The sequence below is a fragment of the Desulforhopalus vacuolatus genome, assembly GCF_016918505.1.
GTDB lineage: Bacteria > Desulfobacterota > Desulfobulbia > Desulfobulbales > Desulfocapsaceae > Desulforhopalus > Desulforhopalus vacuolatus.
In genome coordinates, this window is record NZ_JAFFPZ010000012.1 from 63,625 (window position 1) to 86,522 (window position 22,898).

A 22,898-nucleotide genomic window follows, 5' to 3' on the forward strand; every position below is an offset into this window, starting at 1 on the left:
GGTTACGGCTGGGTGGCGGCATTCTCTGCAAGACGGCGATGGAGCAGCAGTCCGCTGGCTGCGGAAAGGCAGGTGAGGACGATGCCTGCGCAGATGAGGGCCGTGGCAAGGGAAAAATGGCCGGAAAGGGCACCGATGGCGGGACCGAGGATGGAAAATCCTACTCGGATGATAAGACTGCGGATGGAAAAGATGGTGGCGCGGATGTCGGAGCTGCAGAACTGGTTGGTGACATTTTTCAGTACCGGAGTGGCATACCCGCGCAGGGCGTAGAAGACAAAGAGAAGGCAGATGGCCGGTATCACCGGCAGCAGGCCGAGACCGATATAGCTGCAGGGGATGGCGATGGCGATGAGGGCGAGGGCCAGTTTGGGATGAAGAAGACGGTCGATGGCCGGTGTCCAAGCGGAAACGAGGGCGAGGAGAAGATTGAGGCCGACCCACAAAGAGGTGACTATTGTCGCGCCGTACCCCTGTTTGACAAAATAAATCTGCGCTGTCCATGCCATGCACAGGGTGCAGATGCCGGTGATTGAGGATTGCAGGATGGCTGCGGCAAGGGGCTTGTTGATGATCAGAGCGTGGCGGCAGACGGCGAGCAGGTGGACGGGGCCAGGGTGGCGCTGCACCTTCTCCACCGGTGGTTCAATGAGCAGCAGACTGGCCGGAATGGCGATGGCGGCAATAAGCGTCTGGGCCACATAGACTGAACGGTAGCCGAGGGCGGCGGCAAGAAGGCCGCCGAGGATGGCAGCGGCTGTCTCGGCAAAGTTGCCGGAGGCGCTGATTCGTCCCTCAAAACGCAGGTATTCTTCACGTCGGTTCGCGGCGTCAAGGGTGTCAAAGAGCAGGGCCGTGTCCGAACCGGAAATGAAACTGCCGCCAAGGCCGAGAATCAGTTCGGCAGCGGCGAAACCGGCGAAGGAGCTGGAGACGCTGTAGACGATAAAACCGAGAGTACCGAGGATTGATCCGAGGATGAGACTCTTGCGCCGTCCGATGATATCAGCTGTGTACCCGGAGGGAATTTCAAGGAAAGCGACGCTGAGGGAATAGATGGCCTGCAGCAGGTAGATCGACTCGGCATCAAGCCCGTTTTCGTTGTAGAAAAGAGCGACCACCGGCATGATCAGCATCAGCCATTTACTCAGCTTGAGAACGTACAGGGCGTAGATATTGCGCCGCCAGGGAAAGGGCGCAGTACAGACCGGATCCGCCTCAGGCGAAACCGGTCTGCGGGTGGGTGTGTCAGGCAAGCTCTTCAAGACCAGGTGCAGGGAACCTTTTGCACAAAGCGTCAACAGTTGCCAGGGAAGCATTGCGCACCGCTTCATCTTCGGGTGCGGTGATCACTGCATTTATCAGCTCGGCTATCACTTTCATCTCCTGTTCTTTCATGCCACGGGAGGTGACTGCGGGTGTGCCAAGACGGATTCCACCTGGATCCATGGGCTTGCGGGTATCAAAAGGAACGGCGTTGGCGTTGAGGACGATGCCCGCTGCATCAAGTGCCTTTGCAGCGGCTTTGCCACCGGTGTTTTTACTTGCGAGATCGATAAGCATCAGGTGGTTTTCGGTACCGCCGGTAACCAGCTGGAACCCCCGTTTGCTGAGTTCTTCTCCAAGGACCTTTGCGTTTGCGACAATCTGACGGCCATAGGCCTTAAACTCGTCACTGGCGGCTTCTTTGAGGGCGACGGCAATAGCGGCGGTGGTGTTGTCATGCGGGCCGCCCTGAAGACCGGGGAAAACGGCCTTGTCGATCGCTTTGGCATATTTTTCTTTACAGAGAATCATTGCTCCACGGGGGCCGCGCAGGCTTTTGTGGGTGGTGGTGGTGACAACATCGGCATAGGGAACCGGGCTGGGATGAACTCCCGCAGCGACGAGACCTGCAAAGTGGGCCATATCCACCCAGAGGAGAGCACCCGCTTCATCGGCAATCTCACGGAATTTTGCAAAATCCATAATCCGCGGGTAGGCGGAGTGACCGGCGATGATGATCTTCGGTTTTACCTCAAGAGCAATTTTGCGGATGGTATCGTAATTGAGGATGTCGGTCCCTTCCTCAAGGGAGTAGGCGTGGGCATCAAAGAACTTGCCGGTGATGCTCACTTTTGCCCCGTGGGTGAGGTGGCCGCCGTGGGGCAGGGCCATGCCGAGGAAGGAGTCACCCGGTTTCATGAAGGCAAGATAGACGGCAAGGTTTGCCGGTGAACCGGAGTAGGGCTGAACGTTGACGTGTTCCGCTCCAAAAAGGGTTTTGGCCCGATTCACGGCAAGAGTCTCTATCTGGTCAATGACCTGCTGTCCTTCGTAGTAACGGTGTCCAGCGTAGCCTTCAGAATATTTATTGGTGAGTACGGAACCAGTAGCCTGCAGTACGGCCCTCGAAACGTAATTCTCAGAGGCAATCAGGCGAATTTTTCCGGCCTGACGTTTCTCTTCATCATGAATGAGGGCGGCAATTTCAGGGTCAACAGTGTTTATATCCATGGGTGTATCCTGTGGTAAAAGTTTGCATGCAATAGTTGGAAAAATAATCGAATCCGGCAATATAGCGCAGTCTGCTCTCTCTATAAAGTACTGAAATCTTCAGTTATGGTTATCTGTCTCGTAACATATTGAAAATATTCAATAAATTTTGTTTCCCAGCTCTTTTTTTACAAAATACGCGAAGAAAGGAGAAAGTATTGCGGCAGATGCTTTTCTGTTTTTTTAGAGAAAATCAGAAATCTGATGAGAAACGATGGTGCAAAGAAGATTTCTCTGGTCATAAAATCATGTAACTTGTTTTTTTTGCGGTGAAAATTAAGGATTGAACAAGAAAAAGAATTCCTGCATGGCAGCGCTTCCGGGCTTGCGGTTTTTCGCGGTATAAGGTAAAAAAAAGAGTCGTAATATCAGTTTCTGCGGATCTGCGCAGAGAAAACTAATTGACATCCTGCCTTTCAACAGCTCCTATGAAGCCACTATTTTCTCTTCTCGGAAGAACAGCTTTTTCAGTCCTGGTGATCGCTGTTTTTGCCGTGCCGGTCCTTTCCCTGGCTGCTCAACCGCAGGTGAAGTATGACCTCGTTTACCTCAATTCACGCGAGCTTGACCGGATCCTCGACTATAAACAGGAACTGGAAAGTATCTTCGATAATACCATCAGCGATAAGATAAAGGTGATGGGGAAAGGTTCCGAATATGCTCTCATTTATGACTGTAATTCCTCTCGGAAAAATGTATATAAAACTCTTAAAAAGCACAGTAAAACACTGCATGCCGCCGGTTTCGATGAGCCCTATGCCCTGCGTGACAATTTCTTCCATCCCCTTTATAATATTAGTTATCGTACAGGCAGAAACCTCGATGAGTTAAAAAATCTTTACTCGACAGTGTCTAATACGATTGGTTCGCAGCTTCACGATGAATTATATATTGAACAGAACGACAGTGGCAGTTACACCCTTGTTTATCACTATTGCGGAGAGCGGAAGCTGGCTCAAAGAACAGCCGATGAACAGTCCCTGGCGCTTGGGCAGACAGGTATTAAGCCGAAGATTGTCCCGGAAGATGGCAAAAATGTTGTTTACGGCGAGTCGAGCCGTATCAACGATGACCCTGTTGAACAGAAGATTGTCGATGATATCAATCGGGACCGTCGCGGCCGCCTGGTCATTAAGGCATTAAAGATCGTCAAATATCATCTGAAGGTGAAAGAAGGCGCTGTCGCTGCTCTTCTTGCCGATAAACACAAAGTGAAATATTCCCGTGGCCATCAGCCGGTGGTTGCAGGCACTTCCCTTGAAGTCGAGGGGGGTGGAAAAGCTGATACTTCTGTAAAAATTGCCACAGTCAGGCCTCCTCCACCTGCCCCGGGATATCGGAGAGCGGGCGGCCCTCCTCCACCGCCGCCGCGCCACCTTGCGTCCTATAACATGGGGCGAACGAATACGGCTTTGGAAAAGTCAATAGAGCATCATATTGACACCCTGCGCAGCACAGGACAGATTCGTGGCGATGAAGCAACCGGCTGGATGGTGTATGACCTGCAACAGAATGAAAGCGTGGTTGATATTAACGCCGAGAAACAGTTTCAGGCGGCGAGCATGATCAAGCCCTTTGTCGCGCTGGCCTTTTTTCACCAGGTAAAAGAAGGAAAATTGAAATATGGTGCGAAGGCACGGCGCAAGCTGAGCCTGATGATTCAGCACAGTAACAACGCAGCCACCAACTGGGTAATGAAACAAGTTGGCGGGCCCCTTGCCTGTGACAGGCTGTTGCGCAAATATTATCACAAAACACTGCGCAATATTCATATCCGCGAATATATTCCGGCGGGAGGACGTACGTACCGTAACACGGCAGCTCCTGCGGATTATGTGCGTTTTCTTCGTGCGCTGTGGGATGACAACCTCCCGAACAGTCGGGAGATTCGACGCCTGATGGCGCTGCCGGGACGCGATCGTATCTACAACGGGACGCCGATTCCCAAAGGGACTCTGGTTTATAACAAGACGGGTTCCACCGCTCACCTGATCGGTGATATGGGAATTCTGGTGCCGAAGACACAAAGCGGTCGACGTTATCCATACATCGTAGTTGGGCTGATTGAGCGAAGTTCCCGGGCCTCAAACTACTCTGGATGGATGAACTCCAGAGGGAACATCATTCGCGAGGTTTCCACGCTGGTGTATAAAGATCTGAAGCGGGATCACCATCTGCGCTGACGGAGAGGTCCGAGGGAATAAAAAAGGGTGCATGGCTTCGCGAAGCCATGCACCCTTTTTGTTTGTTACAGCAGGGGGATTTATTTACTCTTCCACGAATCACGCAGGGTGACTGCGCGGTTGAATACCGGTTTTCCCGGCGCAGAGTCCTTAAGATCGATACAGAAATAACCCATCCTTTCAAACTGTACGGTGGTGTCAGGCTCGAGGTTCAGCAGTTCCGGTTCGGCAACAGCATTCGTTACCACCTTGATGGAGTATGGATTGAGCTGGTCAATAAAATCCACCTCGGAATCAGTTTCCGGATCGGGAACGCTGAAAAGACGTTCGTAAAGATTTACTGTCACCGTCTTGCCTTCACTCGCGGAGACCCAGTGAATGGTGCCTTTGACCTTGTGACCGTCGACTGCAAAGCCGCCGCGGCTTTCAGGGTCAAAGGTGCAGTGGACAGCGGTGATGTTGCCGTCGCTGTCCTTTTCATGGGAAACATACTGCACGAGATAGCCGTATTTCAGACGGACTTCACGGCCGGGGCCAAGGCGGAAATATTTTTTCGGTGGCTCCTCCATGAAATCTTCCCGTTCGATATAGAGTTCCTTTGTAAAAGGAAGAGGGCGAGTACCCATCTCTGGATTCTGGGGATGGTTTTTGCCATCCACCATATCCACCTTGTCTTCGGGGAAGTTGTCGACAATCAATTTAAGGGGATCAAGGACACAGATGCGTCGCGGGGCGTTGACATTGAGGTCGTTGCGCAGTTCATCTTCCAGGACGCTGAGGTCAATACGGCTGTCGCTCCTGCCGATGCCGATGGTGGTACAGAAGTTGCGAAGCGAGGCTGGAGTGTAACCCCGTCTGCGGATACCTGAGACGGTGAGCATGCGTGGATCGTCCCAGCCGCTGACATGCTTTTCTTCCACCAGCCGCCGCAATTTGCGCTTGCTGGTAATGAAGTAACTCAGGTTGAGACGGGCAAATTCAATCTGCTGTGGATGGCAGGGTGTCTCAAGGGTATCAAGCACCCAGTCATAGAGCGGGCGATGGTCCTGAAATTCCAGAGTGCAGAGGCTGTGGGTGATTCCCTCCAGCATATCTGAGAGGCAGTGAGTGTAGTCATACATTGGATAGATATGCCACTCACTGCCGGTGCGATGGTGAACCGCGTTGAGAATGCGATAGATGACCGGATCACGCAGGTTGAAATTAGGGGAGGCCATGTCGATTTTTGCCCGCAGCACATGGCTGCCCTCGGCAAACTCTCCCTCTTTCATTCTGGCAAACAGCTCAAGATTCTCCTCCACGCTGCGATCCCGCCAGGGGCTGTTTTTTCCCGGCGTGGTAAGTGTGCCACGGTATTCACGCATTTTTTCAGCGTCCAGTTCACAGACGTAGGCTTTTCCCTTTTTGATCAACTCAAGGGCCATATCGTAGAGCTGATGGAAATAGTCCGAGGCGTAGTGAACGTCGCCAGCCCATTTGAACCCCAGCCATTCCACATCGCGTTTGATGGCATCGACGTACTCTTCCTCTTCTTTGCTTGGATTCGTGTCGTCAAAGCGCAGATTGCAGCGGCCGCCAAACTCCTCGGCAATGCCGAAATTGAGGCAGATTGACTTGGCATGGCCAATATGCAGAAAGCCGTTGGGCTCCGGTGGAAAACGGGTTACGGATTGTTTATGTTTGCCCGTTTTCAAGTCGTCGGCAACGATTTGACGGATAAAATCAAGAGGTTTTTTTTCTTCGGTATTGTCACTCATATCAGGTTTCGCTGTAAAATTTTTCAGGTAACTCAGGCGTAAAAGCTGTCAATTTTCCGCAGTCGCTGGATTACCTTCTGCTGGCCAATGAGCATCAGAATATCGAAAAGTGACGGGCCGGCGGCCTGTCCGGTAACCACGGTGCGCATTCCGTTTATAATAATTCCTGGCTTCACCCCCAGTTCCTCAGCATACGCTTTGGCAATCTCTTCGGTCTTTTCAATTGTCCACTCTTCAGGAGAGAGTGCTTCGTAGCGGCTGGCAAGTTGCGGAAACCACTCTTTCAGGCCCTCGTTTTTGAGGATATTTTTTTTCAGAGGCTTCTCCTCAACGGTATAATCGTCGGCAAAATAGGCGCGACCGAGGGATGCAAAGTCCTTGAGGGTGTGAAAGCGTTCGCGGATGAGATCGAGGGTCTTAAGGTACCACTCTTTACGGTCGCCGGCGTACTCTTCCTTCCACAGATTTTCGGCTTCGAAATCTCTGCGGACCAACTCGCCGATTTCTTCAATGGGCATGGTGCGCAGGTAGTGCTCATTCATGGAAATCGCCTTCGGATCGGTGAAGAACCTGGGGTCGTTTTTGCGAAAGTTGAACACCGCACTGGAGCGATTGATACGGTCAAAGGAGAACGCTTTGATCAGATCCTCTTTGCTGTAATACTCCTTGTCGTCCCCGGCGGACCAGCCGAGCAGGGCGAGAAAATTGTTCAGTGCCCAGGGAATGAAGCCATGCTCTTTGTAGAACTGCACCGCGACAATCTCACCGTGGCTGCGCTTGGAAATCTTTGCCTTCTTGTTATCCAGAGTCAACGGCATGTGCCCGAAACGGGGCAGGGGAGCACCGAGGGCTTCATAAAGCATAACCTGTTTGAGAGTGTTGGTCATGTGATCCTGGCCACGAACGACATGGGTGATGCGGTCGCGGATATCGTCTACCACATTGCAAAGAAGATAGAGCGGTTTGCCGTTGGAACGAACGATGACAAAGTCCTCAATCTCGGAATAACTGGCGGCAATGCGGCCCATGATAAGGTCGTCGTAGGAGACCTGTCCCTCGGACTCGGGGACCTTAAAACGCAGGACACTCGGTATTCCGGCAGCTTCTTTTTCGGCAACCTGCTCCGCAGTGAGATGACGACAGGTTCCATCATAACCGATATTGGGGTTTTTGGCGGCTATTGCCGCTTCCCGTTTGGCCTCAAGTTCCTCTTTCGTGCAGAAGCACTTGTACACTGCTCCGGATTCCAGCAGCTTTTGTGCGGCAGCGCAATGGTCGGCTTCAAAATCAGTCTGGAAGTAGGGCCCCTCATCAAAATCAATGCCGAGCCACTCAAGACCTTCAATGATTCCACGAATGGACTCATCTGTGGAACGTTCAGTGTCGGTGTCTTCGATACGGAGAATCAGCTTGCCGCCGGTCTGCTTTGCGTAGAGCCAGTTGTAGAGGGCGGTACGTGCACCGCCGATATGAAGGTAGCCCGTGGGGCTGGGGGGAAAACGAAGGCGAGTCTCACTCATGTTCTGCTCCTGTTTGCAGGGTTGATAAAACTTCTTTTTATATCACTATGAACCGGGAATCTCAACCTGAATAGAAAAAGCATCTTCGTGCCTTGATTTCACTGTGTGAAATTCCTATAAGTCTTTGGATTCATTTCATGGCATCTGGGAAAATGTACTTTGTGCTGCCTCGTTCCATCTGTCGGGATTATTTTGGGCAGTCTGTTGTTTTTACGGTTTCTTTTACGGTTTCGGCGGGACAGGTTGAGAAGCCACGAAGGCGTTTCCGAAGAGACAGAGTAATACCATTTACATTTTGTATTGGCGGATTCAAAGGCAGGGACGGGAAAAAGGAGAAATAAAAAGGGAGACGGGAGACGGGAGACGGGAGAAAGGGAAAAGCAAAAGACGGAACAGCGCAAAACTTTTTGCCAACGAATAAAAGCTCTAAACATGCGAATAAAGGCAAAAAACTTTAAAAAAGATTTTAAAATTAAACAAAGAATTGCTGTTGTTCTATCTTTACTCTTTGCGTTCTCTGGTCAGTAAAAAATGTGATTGGTATAAAAGGAAGAACTTACGGTAAACGAATCTGGAGGAAGCAAGATGGCTGATCAGAAAAAAGAATATGCTGGTGATACGGACTTTTGTAAAGGAAAAGTCCCAAATAAAGAGGGGAAATGTGTCATGCCGGAGGTGACCTTTTCTGCATTTATTCTTTCATTGAATACCTCTGCACTCTACCATCTTGGTGACATTGCGGATCCTGATACCGGGAAAACCGTGGTTAACCTTGACCTGGCGAGAAATGCCATTGACAGTCTCACTGTGATCGAGAACAAAACAAAAGGCAATCTGACCAACGAAGAGGAGCAACTGCTGAAGAGCATTCTCTACGATGCAAAATTGAGGTTTGTTCAACACGTCAAAAAGAGCTGATTCCCATGCGTTTTGAGGCTCCGGCCAAAGTTAATCTCTTCCTGTATGTACTCGGCAGACGGGAGGATGGCTATCATGATCTGCTGACGCGGATGCAGAAGATTGATCTCTGCGATATCCTTGATATTGATCTCAATGACAGCGGCAGGGTGGAATGCAGCTGCTCTGACAAGACGATTCCGACAGACGAAAACAATCTTGCGGTCAGGGCAGCGGAACTTTTTTTCAGAGAAAGCAGGCAACTGTCTGGTTCCGGGGTTCACATCTCCCTCGAGAAAAATATTCCGGTGGCGGCGGGACTCGGTGGCGGCAGCAGCGATGCCGGAACAGTGCTCCGGGCGCTGAACGATCTGGCGGGGAAGGAGTTTTCTGACAAAGAATTGATCAAATTTGCACGCGGGCTTGGTGCGGATGTCCCCTTTTTTTCAATTGATGCGCCTGCTGTTATTGCTGGCGGAATTGGGGACCTTATGTATCCTGTTGATTCTTTGGAAAATTACGAGTTTCTGCTGGTCAATCCGGGGTTCAGTGTCTCTACCGCCGAAATTTTTCGAAAAATAATATTGACAAGTGCCGGTAAAAAATCTAAATTAGCGCGTCTTCAACAACAAAGCTTCAATTTGCAGGATATGCATAATGATCTTGAATCAATCAGCTTTGCATTGTATCCTCAGATAGAGAATTTAAAACAGACGTTGCGTGAAGTTGGAGCTCGACAGGTATTAATGTCAGGCAGCGGAGGTACGGTGTTCGGAGTATTCGCAGTTGGTTCTGTGGAAACGGACGAGAAGTGCAGTATTCTCGAGAAGTTGCAGGCGGAGTACGGAAGTAAAGTTTTTTGGTCTAAGGTATACTGGGGCGTCGCCAAGAGGTAAGGCACCGGGTTTTGATCCCGGCATTCGTAGGTTCGATCCCTGCCGCCCCAGCCATCATTTATCCCCTGATTTCCTATCCACGGCAGTATAATGCGAGACTTAAAAGTTTTTTCTGGTAATGCCCACCGAGCGATGGCACAAGAAATTGCCGATCATTTGAACATGCCGTTGAGTCAGGCGGATGTTCGTAAGTTCAGTGACGGCGAAATATTCGTTGAAATTAAAGATAACGTTCGTGGTACGGACGTTTTTGTCGTTCAACCCACCTGTACTCCAGTCAATGACAATCTCATGGAGCTGGTTATTATGGTGGATGCGCTTCGCAGAGCTTCTGCACGGCGGATTACTGCTGTTGTACCCTATTACGGGTATGCGCGGCAGGATCGTAAAAATGCTCCCCGGGTGCCTATCACAGCAAAGGTTGTTGCTGAGATGTTTATGGCGGTCGGAGTGCGACGGGTTCTCTGCATGGATCTTCATGCGGGACAGATCCAGGGTTTTTTCAACATCCCTGTCGATCATCTCTATGCAGCTCCCGTCATTATCGAGTATGTTCGTGAACAATTCGCCGGGAAAGACGTTATTATGGTTTCTCCGGATGCCGGTGGTGTCGAAAGGACACGGGCATTTGCGAAACGGATGGATACAGGGCTTGCAATCATCGATAAGCGCCGTGATCGTCCGAATGAGTGCGAAGCAATGAATGTCATCGGAGATGTTGAAGGGAAGGTTGCCATTCTCATGGATGACATGGTAGATACAGCCGGGACGCTCTGTGCTGGAGCGAGAACGCTAATGGAACATGGGGCTGCAGAAGTTCATGCCTGCTGTTCTCATCCCGTTCTCTCAGGCCCGGCAATTGATCGTCTCACCAACTCAGAGCTGAAATCTCTGGTTGTAACGAACTCCATTCCGTTGCGGGAGGAAGCAAAAGCCTGTGATAAAATCAAAGTGCTTTCTGTTTCGAAACTTCTCGCCAACGCAATTGATCGAATTCACAACGAAGATTCTGTAAGTTATCTTTTTGTATAACTGCAGGAAATAAGAGATATTTTAAAATAAAATTTAGAATCACGCGCTGTCTGAAAAGAGTTTATTCGGGGTCAGCAGCAGGAGGAAGACAATGTATCAGGTTGAGATTTCCGCTTCAGCAAGAGAAGTAACAGGAAAAGGCCCCATGCGTCAATTGCGGATGCAGGGTAAAACCCCTGGAGTCGTTTACGGTGGTGGCAAAGATGCTCAGATGCTGGAGTTTGATACTAAAGTCCTTTATGGCCAGCTGCTTGACTTCCATAGACGTAATGCTGTCGTCACCCTGAATGTAGAGGGCAGTTCGAGAAGCGTTCGTGTTGGTGAAATTCAAGTTCACCCGGTGGATAACTCCCTGATTCATGTTGATTTCTGTGAAATTGATCTCGACAAGGTTCAGAGCTATAAAGTTCCCATCGTTTACACGGGAGTTGCGAAAGGTGTTGATCTTGGTGGCATTTTGCATATTCATCACCGTGTTTTGCTGCTTTCTGGCAAGCCTCTTGATATTCCGGATGAAATTACTGTGGATGTTACCAGCCTTACCATTGACAGCAGTATCGAATGTAAAGACATTCCGCTGCCCGCGAATGTAACTCTGGTTGAAGATCCGGGCGTTGCTGTTGTTGTCGACAAAGCATTGGTAGAGTCTGTTGCTGCTCCTGTTGCTGCTAAGAAGAAAAAGTAATCTTTTTATAGATTTTTATTTTGCGGAGAGGTGACCGAGTGGCTTAAGGTGCACGCCTGGAAAGCGTGTGTACGCAAGTACCGAGAGTTCGAATCTCTCCTTCTCCGCCAGGATATAAAAAACCCCACAACTTTAGAGTTGTGGGGTTTTGTTGTTTCTTGTGGAAAGGCAACGACATTGACACTGATGGCAACAGTGAGATTGATGAAAATCTGAAATTGACGCGGAAACAAAGGAAGGGACGGGAAAAGGGAGAAAGGAGGCAGGAGACAGGAGACAGGAGGCAGGAAAAAGCAAAAGGAACCACGAATGGACACGAATAAACACGAATTATTACTCATTCGTAATCGTCAAAAAAGATGTCTACGCAGCCGCATTCTTTGGTCAATAAAAAATGTGATTAGTATTATGGGTACCTTATATAATCTCCTTTTTTTTCGTATATTTTGCCCAGTTGATCTTATTAGAAAAAAATCAAGCCCCGGAAAACAAGAACAGTGCTATAATCTTGAATCTAACAGTAATTTACTATCTACTATAGAAAATTATACGTTTCTATAAATCCTTAAAGATCTTCGATAAAACCGAAGTTTAAAAGATTCTCCACGTATGTACTCGATAGACTCTACCGAGCTACAATATCCATGATATACTACATTTTACTACATTACAAATGAATCTATACAATATTATTCAGCATTAGTTAATTTTTAAATTGTCTTCCTCGGTGGCAGATAACCAGCCGCCGAGCTCTATGTCGGCGGGTTCCTCCGGCACCTTCAATAACTCTTTCCTCTTTAATCCCATGGCAAAACGAAAAGTCTCCCTCTTTATTCAATGTCTTGTTGACTCAATGTTTCCCCACGTCGGCGAGGCGATGGTTACGGTCTTCGACCGACTCGGTATTCCCCTTGAATATCCTCCCGGACAGACCTGTTGCGGACAACCTTCTTTCAACGCGGGGTACCAGAAGGAGGCGCGTAAAGCGGCCCTGCACTTCATCGAACTCTTTGAAGATTCCGAAGATATTGTCTGTCCCTCCGGCTCATGCGTCTCTATGGTGCGTCATGATTATCCGGAGCTCTTCAAAGATTCTCCGAAAATGCAGGAGCGGGCACGGGCCGTTGGCAAACGCTGTTATGAGTTCAGTGAATATCTCGTTGATCAGCTCGGTGTGAGTGACTGCGGGGCAACCTTCAGGCGTAAAGTCACCTATCATGACTCCTGCCATCTCTATCGCAACCTTGGCATCGACCGCCAGCCCCGGGTACTGCTGAATAATGTTAAAGAGCTTGAGTTGATTGAGATGAAAGACAGTACTCAGTGCTGCGGTTTCGGTGGCACCTTCTCCATCAACTATCCCGAAATTTCTACTGCCCTCGTGGATGAAAAGATCAAAAACATCCTCGCCTCCGGTGCCGATGTCGTCTGTGGCTGTGACATGAGCTGTCTTATGAATATCAAGGGTCGACTCTCTCGCCTGGGGGAGACGGTTGAGGTGGTTCATATCGCTGAAATTCTGGCAGGGAGCGAAAAATGAGTGAAAGTTTCTATCGGGAAAATGCGAAAAAGGCGATAGCTGACGACAAACTGCAGGCTGCGATTAACCTGATCCAGGATCGATTCGGTACAGGACTTCTCAATTTGTGGAAAGAGAAGCCTGAAATGGATGAACTGCGGAACAGAGTGAAGGCAGCCAAAGATAAAAATCTGAAAAATCTTGATATCCTGCTGGCAAAACTTGCCGATTCTGTGGAGGCACGTGGTGGTCACGTCTTCTTCGCCGAGACGGCGGAAGAGGCCCGGCTCTACACCATCGAACTCGCGAAACGCCGCCATGTAAAGATGGTGGTGAAGGGCAAGTCCATGCTCAGTGCGGAGATCAAGATTGATCAGGCCCTCGCAGATGCGGGTATTGAACACTGGGAAACCGACCTCGGTGAGTATCTCGTTCAGCTTGATAAAGATATTCCCTCTCATATTATTGCCCCGGCTGTTCACATGAATAGAGAGCATATCGGTGACCTTCTTGCGAAACGAATCGGCACGCCTCTCTCTTATGATCCCCCTGCACTGACCCTTGCTGCCCGTAAGGCCCTGCGCAGGAAATTTCTCAAGGCAGATATGGGAATCACCGGCTGTAATATTGCCGTTGCTGAAACAGGACAGGTTTCGCTGGTTTCCAATGAGGGAAATATTCGTATGACAGGCACGATGCCGCCGATTCATGTTGCCCTCATGGGCATGGAGCGCGTTGTCGCCAATATGCAGGAACACAAGGATATGCTGCAGCTTCTCACCCTGGGTGCGGCGATGCAGAAGATCTCTACCTATGTCAGTTTCAACGGCGGGCCGGTGGCGGAAGGTTGTCCAGACGGTCCGCAGGAGTTTCACCTGATTATTATCGACAACGGCCGTTCAAAGATTCTTGCCGATGAGACCTTCAGTGAAATTCTCAGCTGTATTCGCTGTGGTGCCTGCCTCAATGTCTGTCCCGTCTATGGCAAAATCGGCGGACATTCCTACAACCGTGCAACGTACAGTGGACCGATTGGTGCTGTAATCGAGCCTCTCTTCAATGGAATTAACGCCCAGGCTGACCTTTGCAAAGGGGAAACTCTCTGCGGCGCGTGCCTGAAGGTTTGCCCGGTGAAAAATAATATTCCCCGCATGCTGCTCGCTCTGCGGGAGAAACTGGCTTATGGTGACGAAAAGTGGGATGTAGAGCAGCAAAACCCCCTGGAGGAACTGGCCTTTCGCGGTGTCGGTGAGGCCATGGTCTCACCCCGCCTCTGGCACACGGGGGAGAAAGTCGTCCGCTCCATCATGAAAAAGAAACCGCACCAGAACGATATGGTTACCGCCATGTCCGGCCCTGGCCGTGCATGGACAGATGATCGTGATCTTCCGCCGATAGCGGAGAAAAGTTTTGCGCGCCTCTGGAAGGAAAAGCTGCAGAACAGACCTCTTCCGGCAGAGAAGAAAGAAGACAACAGTGGAAAAGATGAAGGGGAGGAAAAGTAATGGCTGAGAGAACCGCTTTTTTGAAAAAGATCGCCATCGCCACCGGGCAGGATGGAGAGACTCTGCGTGACCCGGCAGACTTCCCCGCCATTTTCGCCTCGGAAGATCAGGATGCCCTCGCGGCAAAAACGCATCGTCGCAGTCATGAAGAACTGCTGCAGCTCGCCTCTCTTTTTGAGGATGTTGCGAAGACCTTGAATCTGACCTGCTATCGGGCTGCCTCCTTTAAAAAGGCGCAGAAGATCATTGTCAAGATTCTTAAGGAGACAGAGCCTGAGTTCTCCTCCGAAAAGATTGTTATGGTGCACGACCATCCCGATCTTGTCGCTCTCAATCTGCCTGAAGTGCTGCAAAAAAAGAAGATTACCAGCTACTCCACCGCAAGAGGAGAAAAGGATATTCGCGCCCGCAGTGAGAAAGCTCTCGCCGGAATCACTGCCCCCGAACTTGCCATGGCTGCCGGAGCGGCCATCGTGCAGCGTGATCTGCCGGGACAGCCTCGTTCAACCTCGCTGCTGCCGTCGATTCATATTGCACTGCTGCGTCTGGAAAATATTGTGGCGGATTATGACGAGTTTTACGCGCGGCTGGGAAAATATTCTGAAGAGGCAATGGTCTTTATCAGCGGGCCGTCAAAAACAGCGGATATTGAGGCAGTACTGGTTCATGGAGCGCATGGGCCGCGGGCTTTGCACTGTATCATTCTTGATGAGGTCGAATAAACGGGATTAGAAGGGAGACAGGAGAAGGGAGACGGGAGAAGGGAGGCAGGAAAAAGCAGGGCAACAAAACCTGATAACGTCCGTTGTACTGGCGATTTATTTCGCGGGTTATCGATAAGAGTTACCGCTACAATTGCCGCACACCGTAGAGACAAGGCATGCCTTGTCTACACACCAACATCGCGGGAAATCACCGCCGTACCGATTTGCCACCAGGGGTGATGAAATTCCACCATTATCCCCCCGTGGTGACAACATGGCGTTGTATTCTTTCATACCATTTACATTTTGGATTGACCAGAGAGCGCGACTGCGTGGACATCTTTTTTTGTGATTACGAATGAATAAACAGGATGTAAAAAGAGCATAACTTAATAGAAATGGTCTAATCATGCGAAAAAGGGCATTTTTTATAAAAACGTAACTTCTTAAAGTTTTTTGCCTTTATTCGAATGATTAGAGCTTTTATTCGTTGGCAAAAAGTTTTTCGCTGTTCCGTCTTTTGCCTTTCCCTGTCTCCCGTCTCCCGTCTCCTGTCTCCCTTTTCTCCCTTTTATCCCTTTACCCGTTTCCGTCGACTGCGGAAAAACTCCCGCAGCATCTCTCCGCTCTCCTCGGCCAGCACGTCCCCAGTAATCTCAATGTAGTGATTAAGCCGCTCGTCTCCGCCCAGTTGAAACAGGGAATGGGCCGCCCCCGTCTTCGGGTCGGTTGCGCCATATACAAGACGCGCCACCCGGGCGTGAAGCATTGCGCCCATGCACATGACACAGGGCTCAAGGGTGACGTAAAGGGTGGCGCGGGGCAGGCGGTAATTCTCCTCTCGCCGGCAGGCGGCACGCAGTGCAAGAATCTCCGCATGGGCAGTTGGATCATGCAGGCCTATGGGACTGTTTCCGGCCCGGGCCAGCAGTTCTCCCTCACGCACGATCACCGCGCCTACCGGAACTTCGCCCTTTGAGGCGGCTATGCGGGCCTCCTCAAGGGCGAGGTTCATCCAGCTCACATCGTCGTTCACTCGATTCTCTCCAGCATCTCTTCAATCACCCGCAGTCCCTGCTTCCAGAAATCCGCGCTGTTTAAATCAATGCCGAACGGTTTCATCAGATCATAAGGTGACTGTGAGCCGCCCGAGGCAAGGAGCTGCAGATATTTCGCCACAAAACTCTCCCCCTCTTTCTGATATATTCCATAGAGCGCCAGCACCAGCAGTTCACCAAAGGCGTAGGAATAGACATAGCCGGGAGTGGAAAGGAAGTGGGGAATATAGGACCACCAGATGCCGTAGTCCTTTCTCAGATGGACGGAGTTGCCGAACATCGCCTGCTGGGTCTCCAGCCAGTATGCACTGAGCTGTTCACTGCTCAGTTCTCCCTTTTTCCGCCTGCCGTTGTGCATGGCATTTTCAAAACGGTTCATGGCGGTCTGCCGGAAGACTGTGGCAAAGATCGATTCCAGTTTCTGACAGATAAAGGCATGCTGCTCTGCCGGGTTCTCAAGCAGGGCAAGCTGACTGTTGAAGACCAGCAGTTCCGCAAAAACTGAAGCGGTTTCGGCCAGTGGCAACGGGGTGTCGCTGTTGTAGAACCCCGCCTGCGCCGCCAGCACCTGATGTACTCCGTGGCCAAGTTCATGGGCGACGGTGGAGACATCGTTAAGCGTTCCGTTGTAGTTCACCAGCACATAGGGATGCACTTCGGGTACGCAGGGATGGGCAAAAGCTCCGCCCTGTTTCCCGCGCATTCCCGGGGCATGAATCCACTGCTTCTCAAAAAACTGCCCGGCAATTTCCGCCATTTCCGGTGAAAATTCAGAAAAGGATCGAAGTACCATCTTCTGACACTCCTGCCAGGAGATCTTCCGGGACGGCAGTGAGGGCAGGGGAGCGTAACGGTCGTAATCCTCCAGCTGCGGCAGTTTGAGAGTGTCGCGTTTTAAATTGTAGTAGCGCTCGACCAGATCATAGCGACTGGTTACGGTCTCTACCAGCACGTCCACCGTGGAGTCATGCAGATCGTTGTGCAGGTTCATGGAACTGATCCAGTTTCCGTAGCGGCGCAGCCGGTCACTGATCATCTTGTCGGCGGCAAGGGTATTGAAGATATGGGTGAGAATATGCAAATTTGCCTGCAGGCCCTCTGTCATCTCCTTCGCCGCACTCTCGCGCACTTCACGGTCGGGGCTGTAGAGATCGGTCAACACCTCCTCTTCAAGACGGCCTTTCTCGCCAAATTTCAAGCCTGACAGAACCTTGTCGAAGAGGCTAATCCACGATTCTCGCCCTACCGGGCTCTTTTCCAGCAGCAGTTTCTCTTCCACCTCGGAGAGCAAATGGGTCTGATAGCGACGCTGGGCAGTAAGATAATGGCGGTACGAGGTGAGTGCCGGATCGGCAAGCAGAGTATCGCAGTATGCCTTTTCCAGTTTGTTCCATTCCAGAGCAAAAAAGATGGTCTGTGTACCGCAGGTGGCTGCCATCTCCCGCACCTTCTGCTCCAGAGCACCTGCCCCGGCGTTGTCGAGCTGTGTACAGTGGTTGAGAAAAGCGTAGGTCTCAAGTTTGAGAATACGGCAGTCGAGCTGCTCCAGACGCCGGACGAGAGACGCAAGGGAGGCGGCATCAAGCTTTGCCACCTGTTGAGAATGCTCTTTGTGAATTACCTCAGCCTCTTTTCTACACCACTCCATGTCTGTGGAGACGGCGGGAGCATCGGGTGCGGCATAGAGATCCGTGAGATTCCAGAAGGTCTTTTCGCAGCCAATGCTCTTTTCAACAGTCATTATTTTTCTCCCAGCAGCTGACGAATAAAGGGTCCGACTGAAGCCGCACCTTTCTCATCCACCAGTTTGATGGTCTTCGAACCGATGATTGCGATGTCCGCCTTACCGATCAGCGCTTCCACATTCGCACGGCTCTCTATCCCGAAACCGACGCCGAGGAGCAGGCTGGTGTGTTTGCGACAGCGGACAAGATACTGCGTCAGCCCGTCACCAAATTCTGATTTTGCTCCGGTAACGCCCTTGCGGGGAACACAGTAAACAAAGCCACGGCTGCATTTACCGGTGATCTCCATGCGTTCGTCGCTGGAGGTGGGGGCAAAAATTAACACCGGAGAGATTCCGTACTGTTCAGCAAATTGATAAAAACTGCCGCCCATCTCCGGCGGGATATCGGGGACGATGACACCGGTGATGCCAATCTCAGCGCATTTCTTGAAAAAGGCCTCTTCACCGTACTTGAAAACGATGTTGTAGTAGGTCATAAAGAGAAAAGGAATGTCCCACTTTTCAACCATTTCCTTTGCAAAGTTAATGCAATCACTTACTTTTGTGCCGTGATCAAGACTCTCCTGGCTTGCCTTGAGAATCACCGGCCCGTCGGCGACCGGCTCGGAAAAGGGAATCTGCAGCTCAATACTGTCCACTCCGTTTTCCACCATCTGCGCGATAACCTCACGGTTGGTGTCAAAATCAGGATAGCCGAGCACTAGATGCGTCATCAAAAGAATTTCTTTGTTTTCTCTGCGCCTGCGCAGGTTCTCTTCAAGTTTCATTTGCTTTCCCCCTGCTGATATTCGCGGGCCTCGTTAATGATAAATTCCTTCCATGACGGATCCTTAAGAGCATGGGCAATGGTAAAGATATCTTTGTCTCCCCGGCCGGACTGGTTGATAATGATGGCGGAGTCTTTCGGCAGGCCGGGTGCCTCTTTAAAGGCCTGCACGAAGGCGTGGGAAGATTCAAGCGCCGGAATAATTCCCTCCTTCTTCATCGTCAGATTGAGAGCTTCAATGACCTCAACATCAGTGGCAGATTCAAAGCGCACCCGCTTTTGGTCGTTGAGATTGGCGAGGATCGGACTGACACCGACATAATCCAGTCCGGCGGAGACACTGTGGGTCTCCAGCATCTGGCCGTCGCTGTTTTGCAAAAACATTGTTTTGTATCCTTGCGCCATGCCGGGACTGGCGTCGTCGCTGCAGAGGCGGGAGGCGTGCTTTCCTGTACTCAAACCGTGACCGCCAGCCTCGACACCGACCAGTTCCACATTGTCATCATCGAGAAATCCCTGAAAGATTCCCATGGCGTTGGAGCCGCCGCCGACACAGGCATATACCCGGGCGGGCAGGGTATGGTGATAATGCAGAATCTGTTTCCGTGCCTCTATGCCAATAATTGACTGGAACCAGCTCACCATTTCGGGAAAGGGGGCCGGACCGCAGGCGGTGCCAAGAACATAATGGGTGTTATCCATATTGGTCACCCAGTCGCGAAAGGCCTCATTGATGGCATCTTTGAGGATTCTGGAGCCATCGGTTACCGGCACTACTTTTGCTCCCAGTTTCTCCATCCAAAAGACATTGGGCCGCTGACGCAGAACATCAACTTCGCCCATATAGACAGTGCATTCAAAACCAAATTTTGCGGCCATGGTGGCGGTGGCGACACCGTGCTGTCCCGCACCGGTCTCGGCGATAACCCGTGTCTTGCCCATCCGTTTCACCAGCAGGCCCTGGCCTATCACGTTGTTGGCTTTGTGGGCGCCGGTATGATTGAGGTCTTCCCGCTTGATGTAGATTTTTGCCCCGCCAAAGTGGCGAGTGAGATTTTCCGCAAAGGTGAGCGGAGTCGGCCGGCAGGAGTAGGTAGACATCAGCTCAACATATTCACGCCAGAAATCCGGATCGGCTTTGGCCGCAGCAAAATCTTCTTTCAGGCGTTTGAAAGTATCATGCAGGACTTCGGGGACATAGGAGCCTCCCCAGCGGCCGTAATGGCCGTCTTCAGTAGGTGGATTCATAGTTTTATTCTCGTTGAAGATTATTCCAAATTGTGCTCCCGCTGTCGGGAAGGGTAAAAGAAAAAAACAATACCAGAAAGTTGCCAATTAGTGAAGCGGAACGCCCGAACTGTTGAGCAGGGCGGCTACTCATACCAATCACATTTTTTATTGACCAGAGAACGCGGCTGCGTGGACATTTTGTTGGGTGATCACGAATGAGTAATAATTCGTGTTTATCCGTGATTCCTTTTGCAGTTTGTAACCACGAATGGACACGAATTTTCACGAACAGGGACAACACATTAAACGAAAACGTTTGTATCCGAAGTTAAGCCATACAGTGCACCAGGATTATTAGTTAACTTTGGGCGTCATCCGAAAGTCGGGGTTGAGCGTTTTACGCTCTCATATTCCGTGCTTTCCGTGTCTTCCGTGGTTTACCTGGAGCATGAGAACAGACCGAATTTGACCACAAGGGCATTCTCTTATGGTTTTTCTAGTAATAATTCGTGTTTATTAGTGTCCATTCGTGGTTCCTTTTGCTTTTTCCCGTCTCCTGTCTCCTGTCTCCTGTCTCCCGTCTCCGTTCTCCCGTCCCTGCCTGTAAATGGTATTACAGTTGTTTGCGACAGGCGATGGCAAAATCCTCCGGAAAATGACCGATGATGAATCGCAGTTGCGCCTCACTGAAAGCCCCGGGAGACTCCGGTAGACGGGGCAGCAGTGAGTAGAGCAGTGGTTGCGAGATAGATGCCCCAAGACGTTTGGGAAACTCGATACTGGTCACCATCCGTGCTCCCATCCCCGCCAGCACCCGCTGAGCGGTGCGCAGACCCTGGTTCAGAGAACGCCGCACTGCCGGATTACACTCCACAATATTGCCCGGTAATCTGCCGTCTGCGCCGGGGAGTGTCATCAGTTGCAGCTCCCACTGCGAGGTTTGCGCCTTGGGGACGAAAAGCATCACGTTTTCATCCCGCCAGACAACGAGCGACTGCTCCAGTCGGCGTTCATCCATGCGTTCATTACTTTGAATTGCCTGTCGATAATCTGTAAAAAAATCAGAATGATACTCTGCAGCATACTGTTCAATAACATCTGCTATCAGGTCGCCGCAACCGTAGGCGGGCAGGGTACCATCTGTTGTGCTTGCACCGCCGTGAAAGGCCTCAATCTCCTCTGGAAGCATTGCATACTGCTGATGAATCTGCTGGTGAGAGGCGTGCAGGCGGTAGCCGGTCGGGGCATAGTCGAAGCCGTAATTCCAGCCCCACAGGGTGGCGGACAGTCCTTCGGCCTGTGCGCCATCTTTCATGGCGGCGCAGATGGCGAGGCGCAACTCTTCCAGTTCGCTGCTGCTGAGGGTGCGATCCTCCTCCGGCACTGGCAGGTCAAGCGCCTCGGCCAGTCTGACGTAACTGCGCTGACAGTAGAGATGACGCAGCCCCTCCATATCACACTCGCTGAGGGCAGGGGTGCTGTAGCGGATGGCATCTTCCGCCATGTTGGCTGCGTAGTGGCCGCCGCTGATATAGGAGTTGCGACGCAGATATTCATAGATGTGGCTCTCACCTTCCACCTTCCACTCGCCGACAATCTCGCTTGCCCCCTGTGCGCCGGGGCGGATGACCATTGCCACCTTGTATTCATCCGGCAGGTGGGGATTATTGGCCACCCCTTCAAAGAGAAGATGATCGTGGATGACCGCCCGTCTGCGGCCACCTTTATTGCTGTAGCGAAGGCGTATCGGTTCTCCCTCCTCTTCAATCAGTTCACAGCAGGTGCGGGCAAGCAGTACCAGATCACGTGGATCGGTGGAGGTGGTTGCCAGAGCAAGCTGAAGCGGAGCGGGGAGCTTCGTAATAATTTCACAATTTTCCGGGGGGTTGCCGAACAACTCACTCATACTGACAGCGGGCATCTGTGGCAGCTTGATTCGCGCTGGATCCTCCGCCGAATGGTCGGCCCACTCTTTGTCGATAAAGGTGCGGCCACGAAAGGGAAAGGGATTGGGAATCTCATAGATCCAGTCCGCACCGGCAACCTCTACCGTGCCAACAGGGAAATTCTCCGTGTTGCGTACCACCCCGTTTTCGTCCTCTCCGAGGATATCAAAGCGGGTGGTTCCGCGCATATTTTTTACGTTGTAGGAGGGTTTGTGAATACCATAGACAAATCTGCCGCCCGGCTGGACGCAGCTGAGGATACGTTTTTTCATGGGATCTCAGAAAGGAACGGGTTGTAGGACGATGAAAGACCGTTGTGGGGGCCTCAAATATAAACGAATGCAGGCTGTTTCAAGGTACCCTTGATTATAAACCTGTGGATAGGATTCTTCCAGACTCTTCTCAGATTTGCAAAGAGGAAAGACAAAAAAAAGGGAGACAGGAGACGGGAGAAGGGAGACAGGAAAAAACAGGATGTAAAATTTATTGCATTGGTGAAAAATAGCCACAACAGTGATTCCAGCGATGATGTTGTAGAGACAAGGCATGCCTTGTCTACACGGTGACGATAAATGTAACGATAACGGTGGAACCGTAACCGAATAGGGAACACCGATAACCCGCGAAACAATACACGCCACATTGTCACCACGGGGTGATAACGGTGACCTTACACATCCTGGTGAAAAATCGGCACAACAGTGATTCCAGCAATGGTGTTGTAGAGACAAGGCATGCCTTGTCTACACGGTGACGGTAAACGTAACGATAACGGTGCAACCGTAACCGAATACGGAACACCGATAACCCGTGAAACATACACGCCACATTGTCACCACGGGGTGATAACGGTGACCTTACACATCATTGGTGAAAAATCAGCACAACAGCAATTCCCCGTTTAATTTTAAAATCTTT

General features: G+C 50.9%; 19 protein-coding genes and 2 tRNA genes. 11 read left to right on the top strand and 10 right to left on the bottom strand.

Translation table 11 applies throughout. From position 1 onward, the window contains the following. Positions 1-2: 2 nt before the first annotated feature. Complete coding sequence (locus JWG39_RS09275) at positions 3-1,319, bottom strand: MFS transporter (RefSeq protein ID WP_205219116.1); 1,317 nt, start codon at positions 1,317-1,319, stop codon at positions 3-5. Next, complete coding sequence (gene glyA, locus JWG39_RS09280) at positions 1,249-2,496, bottom strand: serine hydroxymethyltransferase (protein ID WP_205219117.1); 1,248 nt, start codon at positions 2,494-2,496, stop codon at positions 1,249-1,251. Before glyA ends, JWG39_RS09275 begins: the two co-directional genes overlap by 71 nt. Positions 2,497-2,963: 467 nt before the next feature. On the opposite strand from glyA, the gene JWG39_RS09285 reads away from it, so the two are divergent. Then, positions 2,964-4,718 (top strand): serine hydrolase, encoded by a 1,755-nt coding sequence (locus tag JWG39_RS09285; protein ID WP_205219118.1) that lies wholly within the window; start codon positions 2,964-2,966, stop codon positions 4,716-4,718. A gap of 80 nt (positions 4,719-4,798) precedes the next feature. Here the strand turns inward: JWG39_RS09285 and JWG39_RS09290 are convergent, their stop codons facing one another. Together JWG39_RS09290 and gltX are read right to left on the bottom strand one after the other, a co-directional pair. Continuing rightward, entirely contained in the window at positions 4,799-6,475 is a 1,677-nt protein-coding gene (locus tag JWG39_RS09290) for a glutamine--tRNA ligase/YqeY domain fusion protein (RefSeq protein WP_205219119.1), read from the bottom strand. Between the two features lie 32 nt (positions 6,476-6,507). Continuing rightward, entirely contained in the window at positions 6,508-7,995 is a 1,488-nt protein-coding gene (gene gltX, locus JWG39_RS09295) for a glutamate--tRNA ligase (RefSeq protein WP_205219120.1), read from the bottom strand. 585 nt (positions 7,996-8,580) lie between these two features. Here gltX and JWG39_RS09300 point away from each other — a divergent pair. The 9 genes from JWG39_RS09300 to JWG39_RS09340 all read left to right on the top strand — a co-directional run bounded on the left by JWG39_RS09300 (position 8,581) and on the right by JWG39_RS09340 (position 15,251). Beyond that, positions 8,581-8,913 carry a DUF1844 domain-containing protein gene (locus JWG39_RS09300; RefSeq protein WP_205219121.1) on the top strand — a complete coding sequence of 111 codons (333 nt, stop codon included), beginning with the start codon at positions 8,581-8,583 and terminating at the stop codon, positions 8,911-8,913. Positions 8,914-8,918: 5 nt separating this feature from the next. Next, positions 8,919-9,788 carry a 4-(cytidine 5'-diphospho)-2-C-methyl-D-erythritol kinase gene (gene ispE / locus JWG39_RS09305; RefSeq protein ID WP_205219122.1) on the top strand — a complete coding sequence of 290 codons (870 nt, stop codon included), beginning with the start codon at positions 8,919-8,921 and terminating at the stop codon, positions 9,786-9,788. Further along, positions 9,768-9,842 (top strand) — tRNA-Gln (locus JWG39_RS09310). The genes ispE and JWG39_RS09310 overlap by 21 nt, the downstream gene beginning before the upstream one ends. 36 nt (positions 9,843-9,878) lie before the next feature. Beyond that, positions 9,879-10,820, top strand: a complete 942-nt coding sequence (locus tag JWG39_RS09315; RefSeq protein WP_205219123.1) for a ribose-phosphate diphosphokinase — start codon at positions 9,879-9,881, stop codon at positions 10,818-10,820. A gap of 91 nt (positions 10,821-10,911) precedes the next feature. Then, entirely contained in the window at positions 10,912-11,505 is a 594-nt protein-coding gene (locus JWG39_RS09320; RefSeq protein WP_205219124.1) for a 50S ribosomal protein L25, read from the top strand. Positions 11,506-11,529: 24 nt separating this feature from the next. Further along, positions 11,530-11,615, top strand: a tRNA-Ser gene (locus JWG39_RS09325). A gap of 644 nt (positions 11,616-12,259) precedes the next feature. Continuing rightward, on the top strand, positions 12,260-13,045 hold the full coding sequence (locus tag JWG39_RS09330) for a (Fe-S)-binding protein (RefSeq protein ID WP_240192069.1): 786 nt from the start codon (positions 12,260-12,262) through the stop codon (positions 13,043-13,045). Continuing rightward, the gene (locus JWG39_RS09335) at positions 13,042-14,529 is read left to right on the top strand and encodes a LutB/LldF family L-lactate oxidation iron-sulfur protein (RefSeq protein ID WP_205219125.1); all 1,488 of its coding nucleotides are present in this window, start codon (positions 13,042-13,044) and stop codon (positions 14,527-14,529) included. Before JWG39_RS09330 ends, JWG39_RS09335 begins: the two co-directional genes overlap by 4 nt. Then, complete coding sequence (locus tag JWG39_RS09340; RefSeq protein WP_205219126.1) at positions 14,529-15,251, top strand: LutC/YkgG family protein; 723 nt, start codon at positions 14,529-14,531, stop codon at positions 15,249-15,251. The genes JWG39_RS09335 and JWG39_RS09340 overlap by 1 nt, the downstream gene beginning before the upstream one ends. Before the next feature lie 108 nt (positions 15,252-15,359). Here JWG39_RS09340 and JWG39_RS09345 read toward each other — a convergent pair whose 3' ends face one another. The 6 genes from JWG39_RS09345 to JWG39_RS09370 form a co-directional block, all read right to left on the bottom strand. Then, positions 15,360-15,527, bottom strand: coding sequence for a hypothetical protein (locus tag JWG39_RS09345; RefSeq protein WP_205219127.1), 168 nt, complete (start codon positions 15,525-15,527; stop codon positions 15,360-15,362). Positions 15,528-15,804: 277 nt separating this feature from the next. After that, positions 15,805-16,269 carry a tRNA adenosine(34) deaminase TadA gene (gene tadA, locus JWG39_RS09350; RefSeq protein ID WP_338032197.1) on the bottom strand — a complete coding sequence of 155 codons (465 nt, stop codon included), beginning with the start codon at positions 16,267-16,269 and terminating at the stop codon, positions 15,805-15,807. After that, positions 16,266-18,032, bottom strand: a complete 1,767-nt coding sequence (locus tag JWG39_RS09355; protein ID WP_205219128.1) for a M3 family oligoendopeptidase — start codon at positions 18,030-18,032, stop codon at positions 16,266-16,268. Before JWG39_RS09355 ends, tadA begins: the two co-directional genes overlap by 4 nt. Next, positions 18,032-18,805, bottom strand: coding sequence for a tryptophan synthase subunit alpha (trpA, locus tag JWG39_RS09360; RefSeq protein WP_205219129.1), 774 nt, complete (start codon positions 18,803-18,805; stop codon positions 18,032-18,034). The genes JWG39_RS09355 and trpA overlap by 1 nt, the downstream gene beginning before the upstream one ends. Then, positions 18,802-20,052, bottom strand: coding sequence for a tryptophan synthase subunit beta (gene trpB / locus JWG39_RS09365; protein ID WP_205219130.1), 1,251 nt, complete (start codon positions 20,050-20,052; stop codon positions 18,802-18,804). Before trpB ends, trpA begins: the two co-directional genes overlap by 4 nt. Before the next feature lie 595 nt (positions 20,053-20,647). Then, entirely contained in the window at positions 20,648-22,252 is a 1,605-nt protein-coding gene (locus JWG39_RS09370) for a hypothetical protein (protein WP_205219131.1), read from the bottom strand. A gap of 462 nt (positions 22,253-22,714) precedes the next feature. Here JWG39_RS09370 and JWG39_RS09375 point away from each other — a divergent pair, with 462 nt between their 5' ends. After that, a complete protein-coding gene (locus tag JWG39_RS09375; protein WP_205219132.1) occupies positions 22,715-22,885 on the top strand; it encodes a hypothetical protein in 171 nt (56 codons plus the stop codon). Positions 22,886-22,898: the final 13 nt, after the last annotated feature.

What these genes read in the sequence shown, in the direction of transcription:
- JWG39_RS09315 (WP_205219123.1), top strand. Translation starts at nt 9,879, where the DNA reads ATGCGAGACTTAAAAGTTTTTTCTGGTAATGCCCACCGAGCGATGGCA.
- JWG39_RS09275 (WP_205219116.1), bottom strand. Translation starts at nt 1,319, where the DNA reads ATGCTTCCCTGGCAACTGTTGACGCTTTGTGCAAAAGGTTCCCTGCAC.
- trpA (WP_205219129.1), bottom strand. Translation starts at nt 18,805, where the DNA reads ATGAAACTTGAAGAGAACCTGCGCAGGCGCAGAGAAAACAAAGAAATT.
- JWG39_RS09330 (WP_240192069.1), top strand. Translation starts at nt 12,260, where the DNA reads ATGTCGGCGGGTTCCTCCGGCACCTTCAATAACTCTTTCCTCTTTAAT.
- JWG39_RS09370 (WP_205219131.1), bottom strand. Translation starts at nt 22,252, where the DNA reads ATGAAAAAACGTATCCTCAGCTGCGTCCAGCCGGGCGGCAGATTTGTC.
- glyA (WP_205219117.1), bottom strand. Translation starts at nt 2,496, where the DNA reads ATGGATATAAACACTGTTGACCCTGAAATTGCCGCCCTCATTCATGAT.
- JWG39_RS09285 (WP_205219118.1), top strand. Translation starts at nt 2,964, where the DNA reads ATGAAGCCACTATTTTCTCTTCTCGGAAGAACAGCTTTTTCAGTCCTG.
- ispE (WP_205219122.1), top strand. Translation starts at nt 8,919, where the DNA reads ATGCGTTTTGAGGCTCCGGCCAAAGTTAATCTCTTCCTGTATGTACTC.
- JWG39_RS09345 (WP_205219127.1), bottom strand. Translation starts at nt 15,527, where the DNA reads ATGAAAGAATACAACGCCATGTTGTCACCACGGGGGGATAATGGTGGA.
- JWG39_RS09335 (WP_205219125.1), top strand. Translation starts at nt 13,042, where the DNA reads ATGAGTGAAAGTTTCTATCGGGAAAATGCGAAAAAGGCGATAGCTGAC.
- JWG39_RS09375 (WP_205219132.1), top strand. Translation starts at nt 22,715, where the DNA reads ATGCCTTGTCTACACGGTGACGGTAAACGTAACGATAACGGTGCAACC.
- trpB (WP_205219130.1), bottom strand. Translation starts at nt 20,052, where the DNA reads ATGAATCCACCTACTGAAGACGGCCATTACGGCCGCTGGGGAGGCTCC.
- JWG39_RS09340 (WP_205219126.1), top strand. Translation starts at nt 14,529, where the DNA reads ATGGCTGAGAGAACCGCTTTTTTGAAAAAGATCGCCATCGCCACCGGG.
- JWG39_RS09355 (WP_205219128.1), bottom strand. Translation starts at nt 18,032, where the DNA reads ATGACTGTTGAAAAGAGCATTGGCTGCGAAAAGACCTTCTGGAATCTC.
- JWG39_RS09290 (WP_205219119.1), bottom strand. Translation starts at nt 6,475, where the DNA reads ATGAGTGACAATACCGAAGAAAAAAAACCTCTTGATTTTATCCGTCAA.
- JWG39_RS09320 (WP_205219124.1), top strand. Translation starts at nt 10,912, where the DNA reads ATGTATCAGGTTGAGATTTCCGCTTCAGCAAGAGAAGTAACAGGAAAA.
- JWG39_RS09300 (WP_205219121.1), top strand. Translation starts at nt 8,581, where the DNA reads ATGGCTGATCAGAAAAAAGAATATGCTGGTGATACGGACTTTTGTAAA.
- gltX (WP_205219120.1), bottom strand. Translation starts at nt 7,995, where the DNA reads ATGAGTGAGACTCGCCTTCGTTTTCCCCCCAGCCCCACGGGCTACCTT.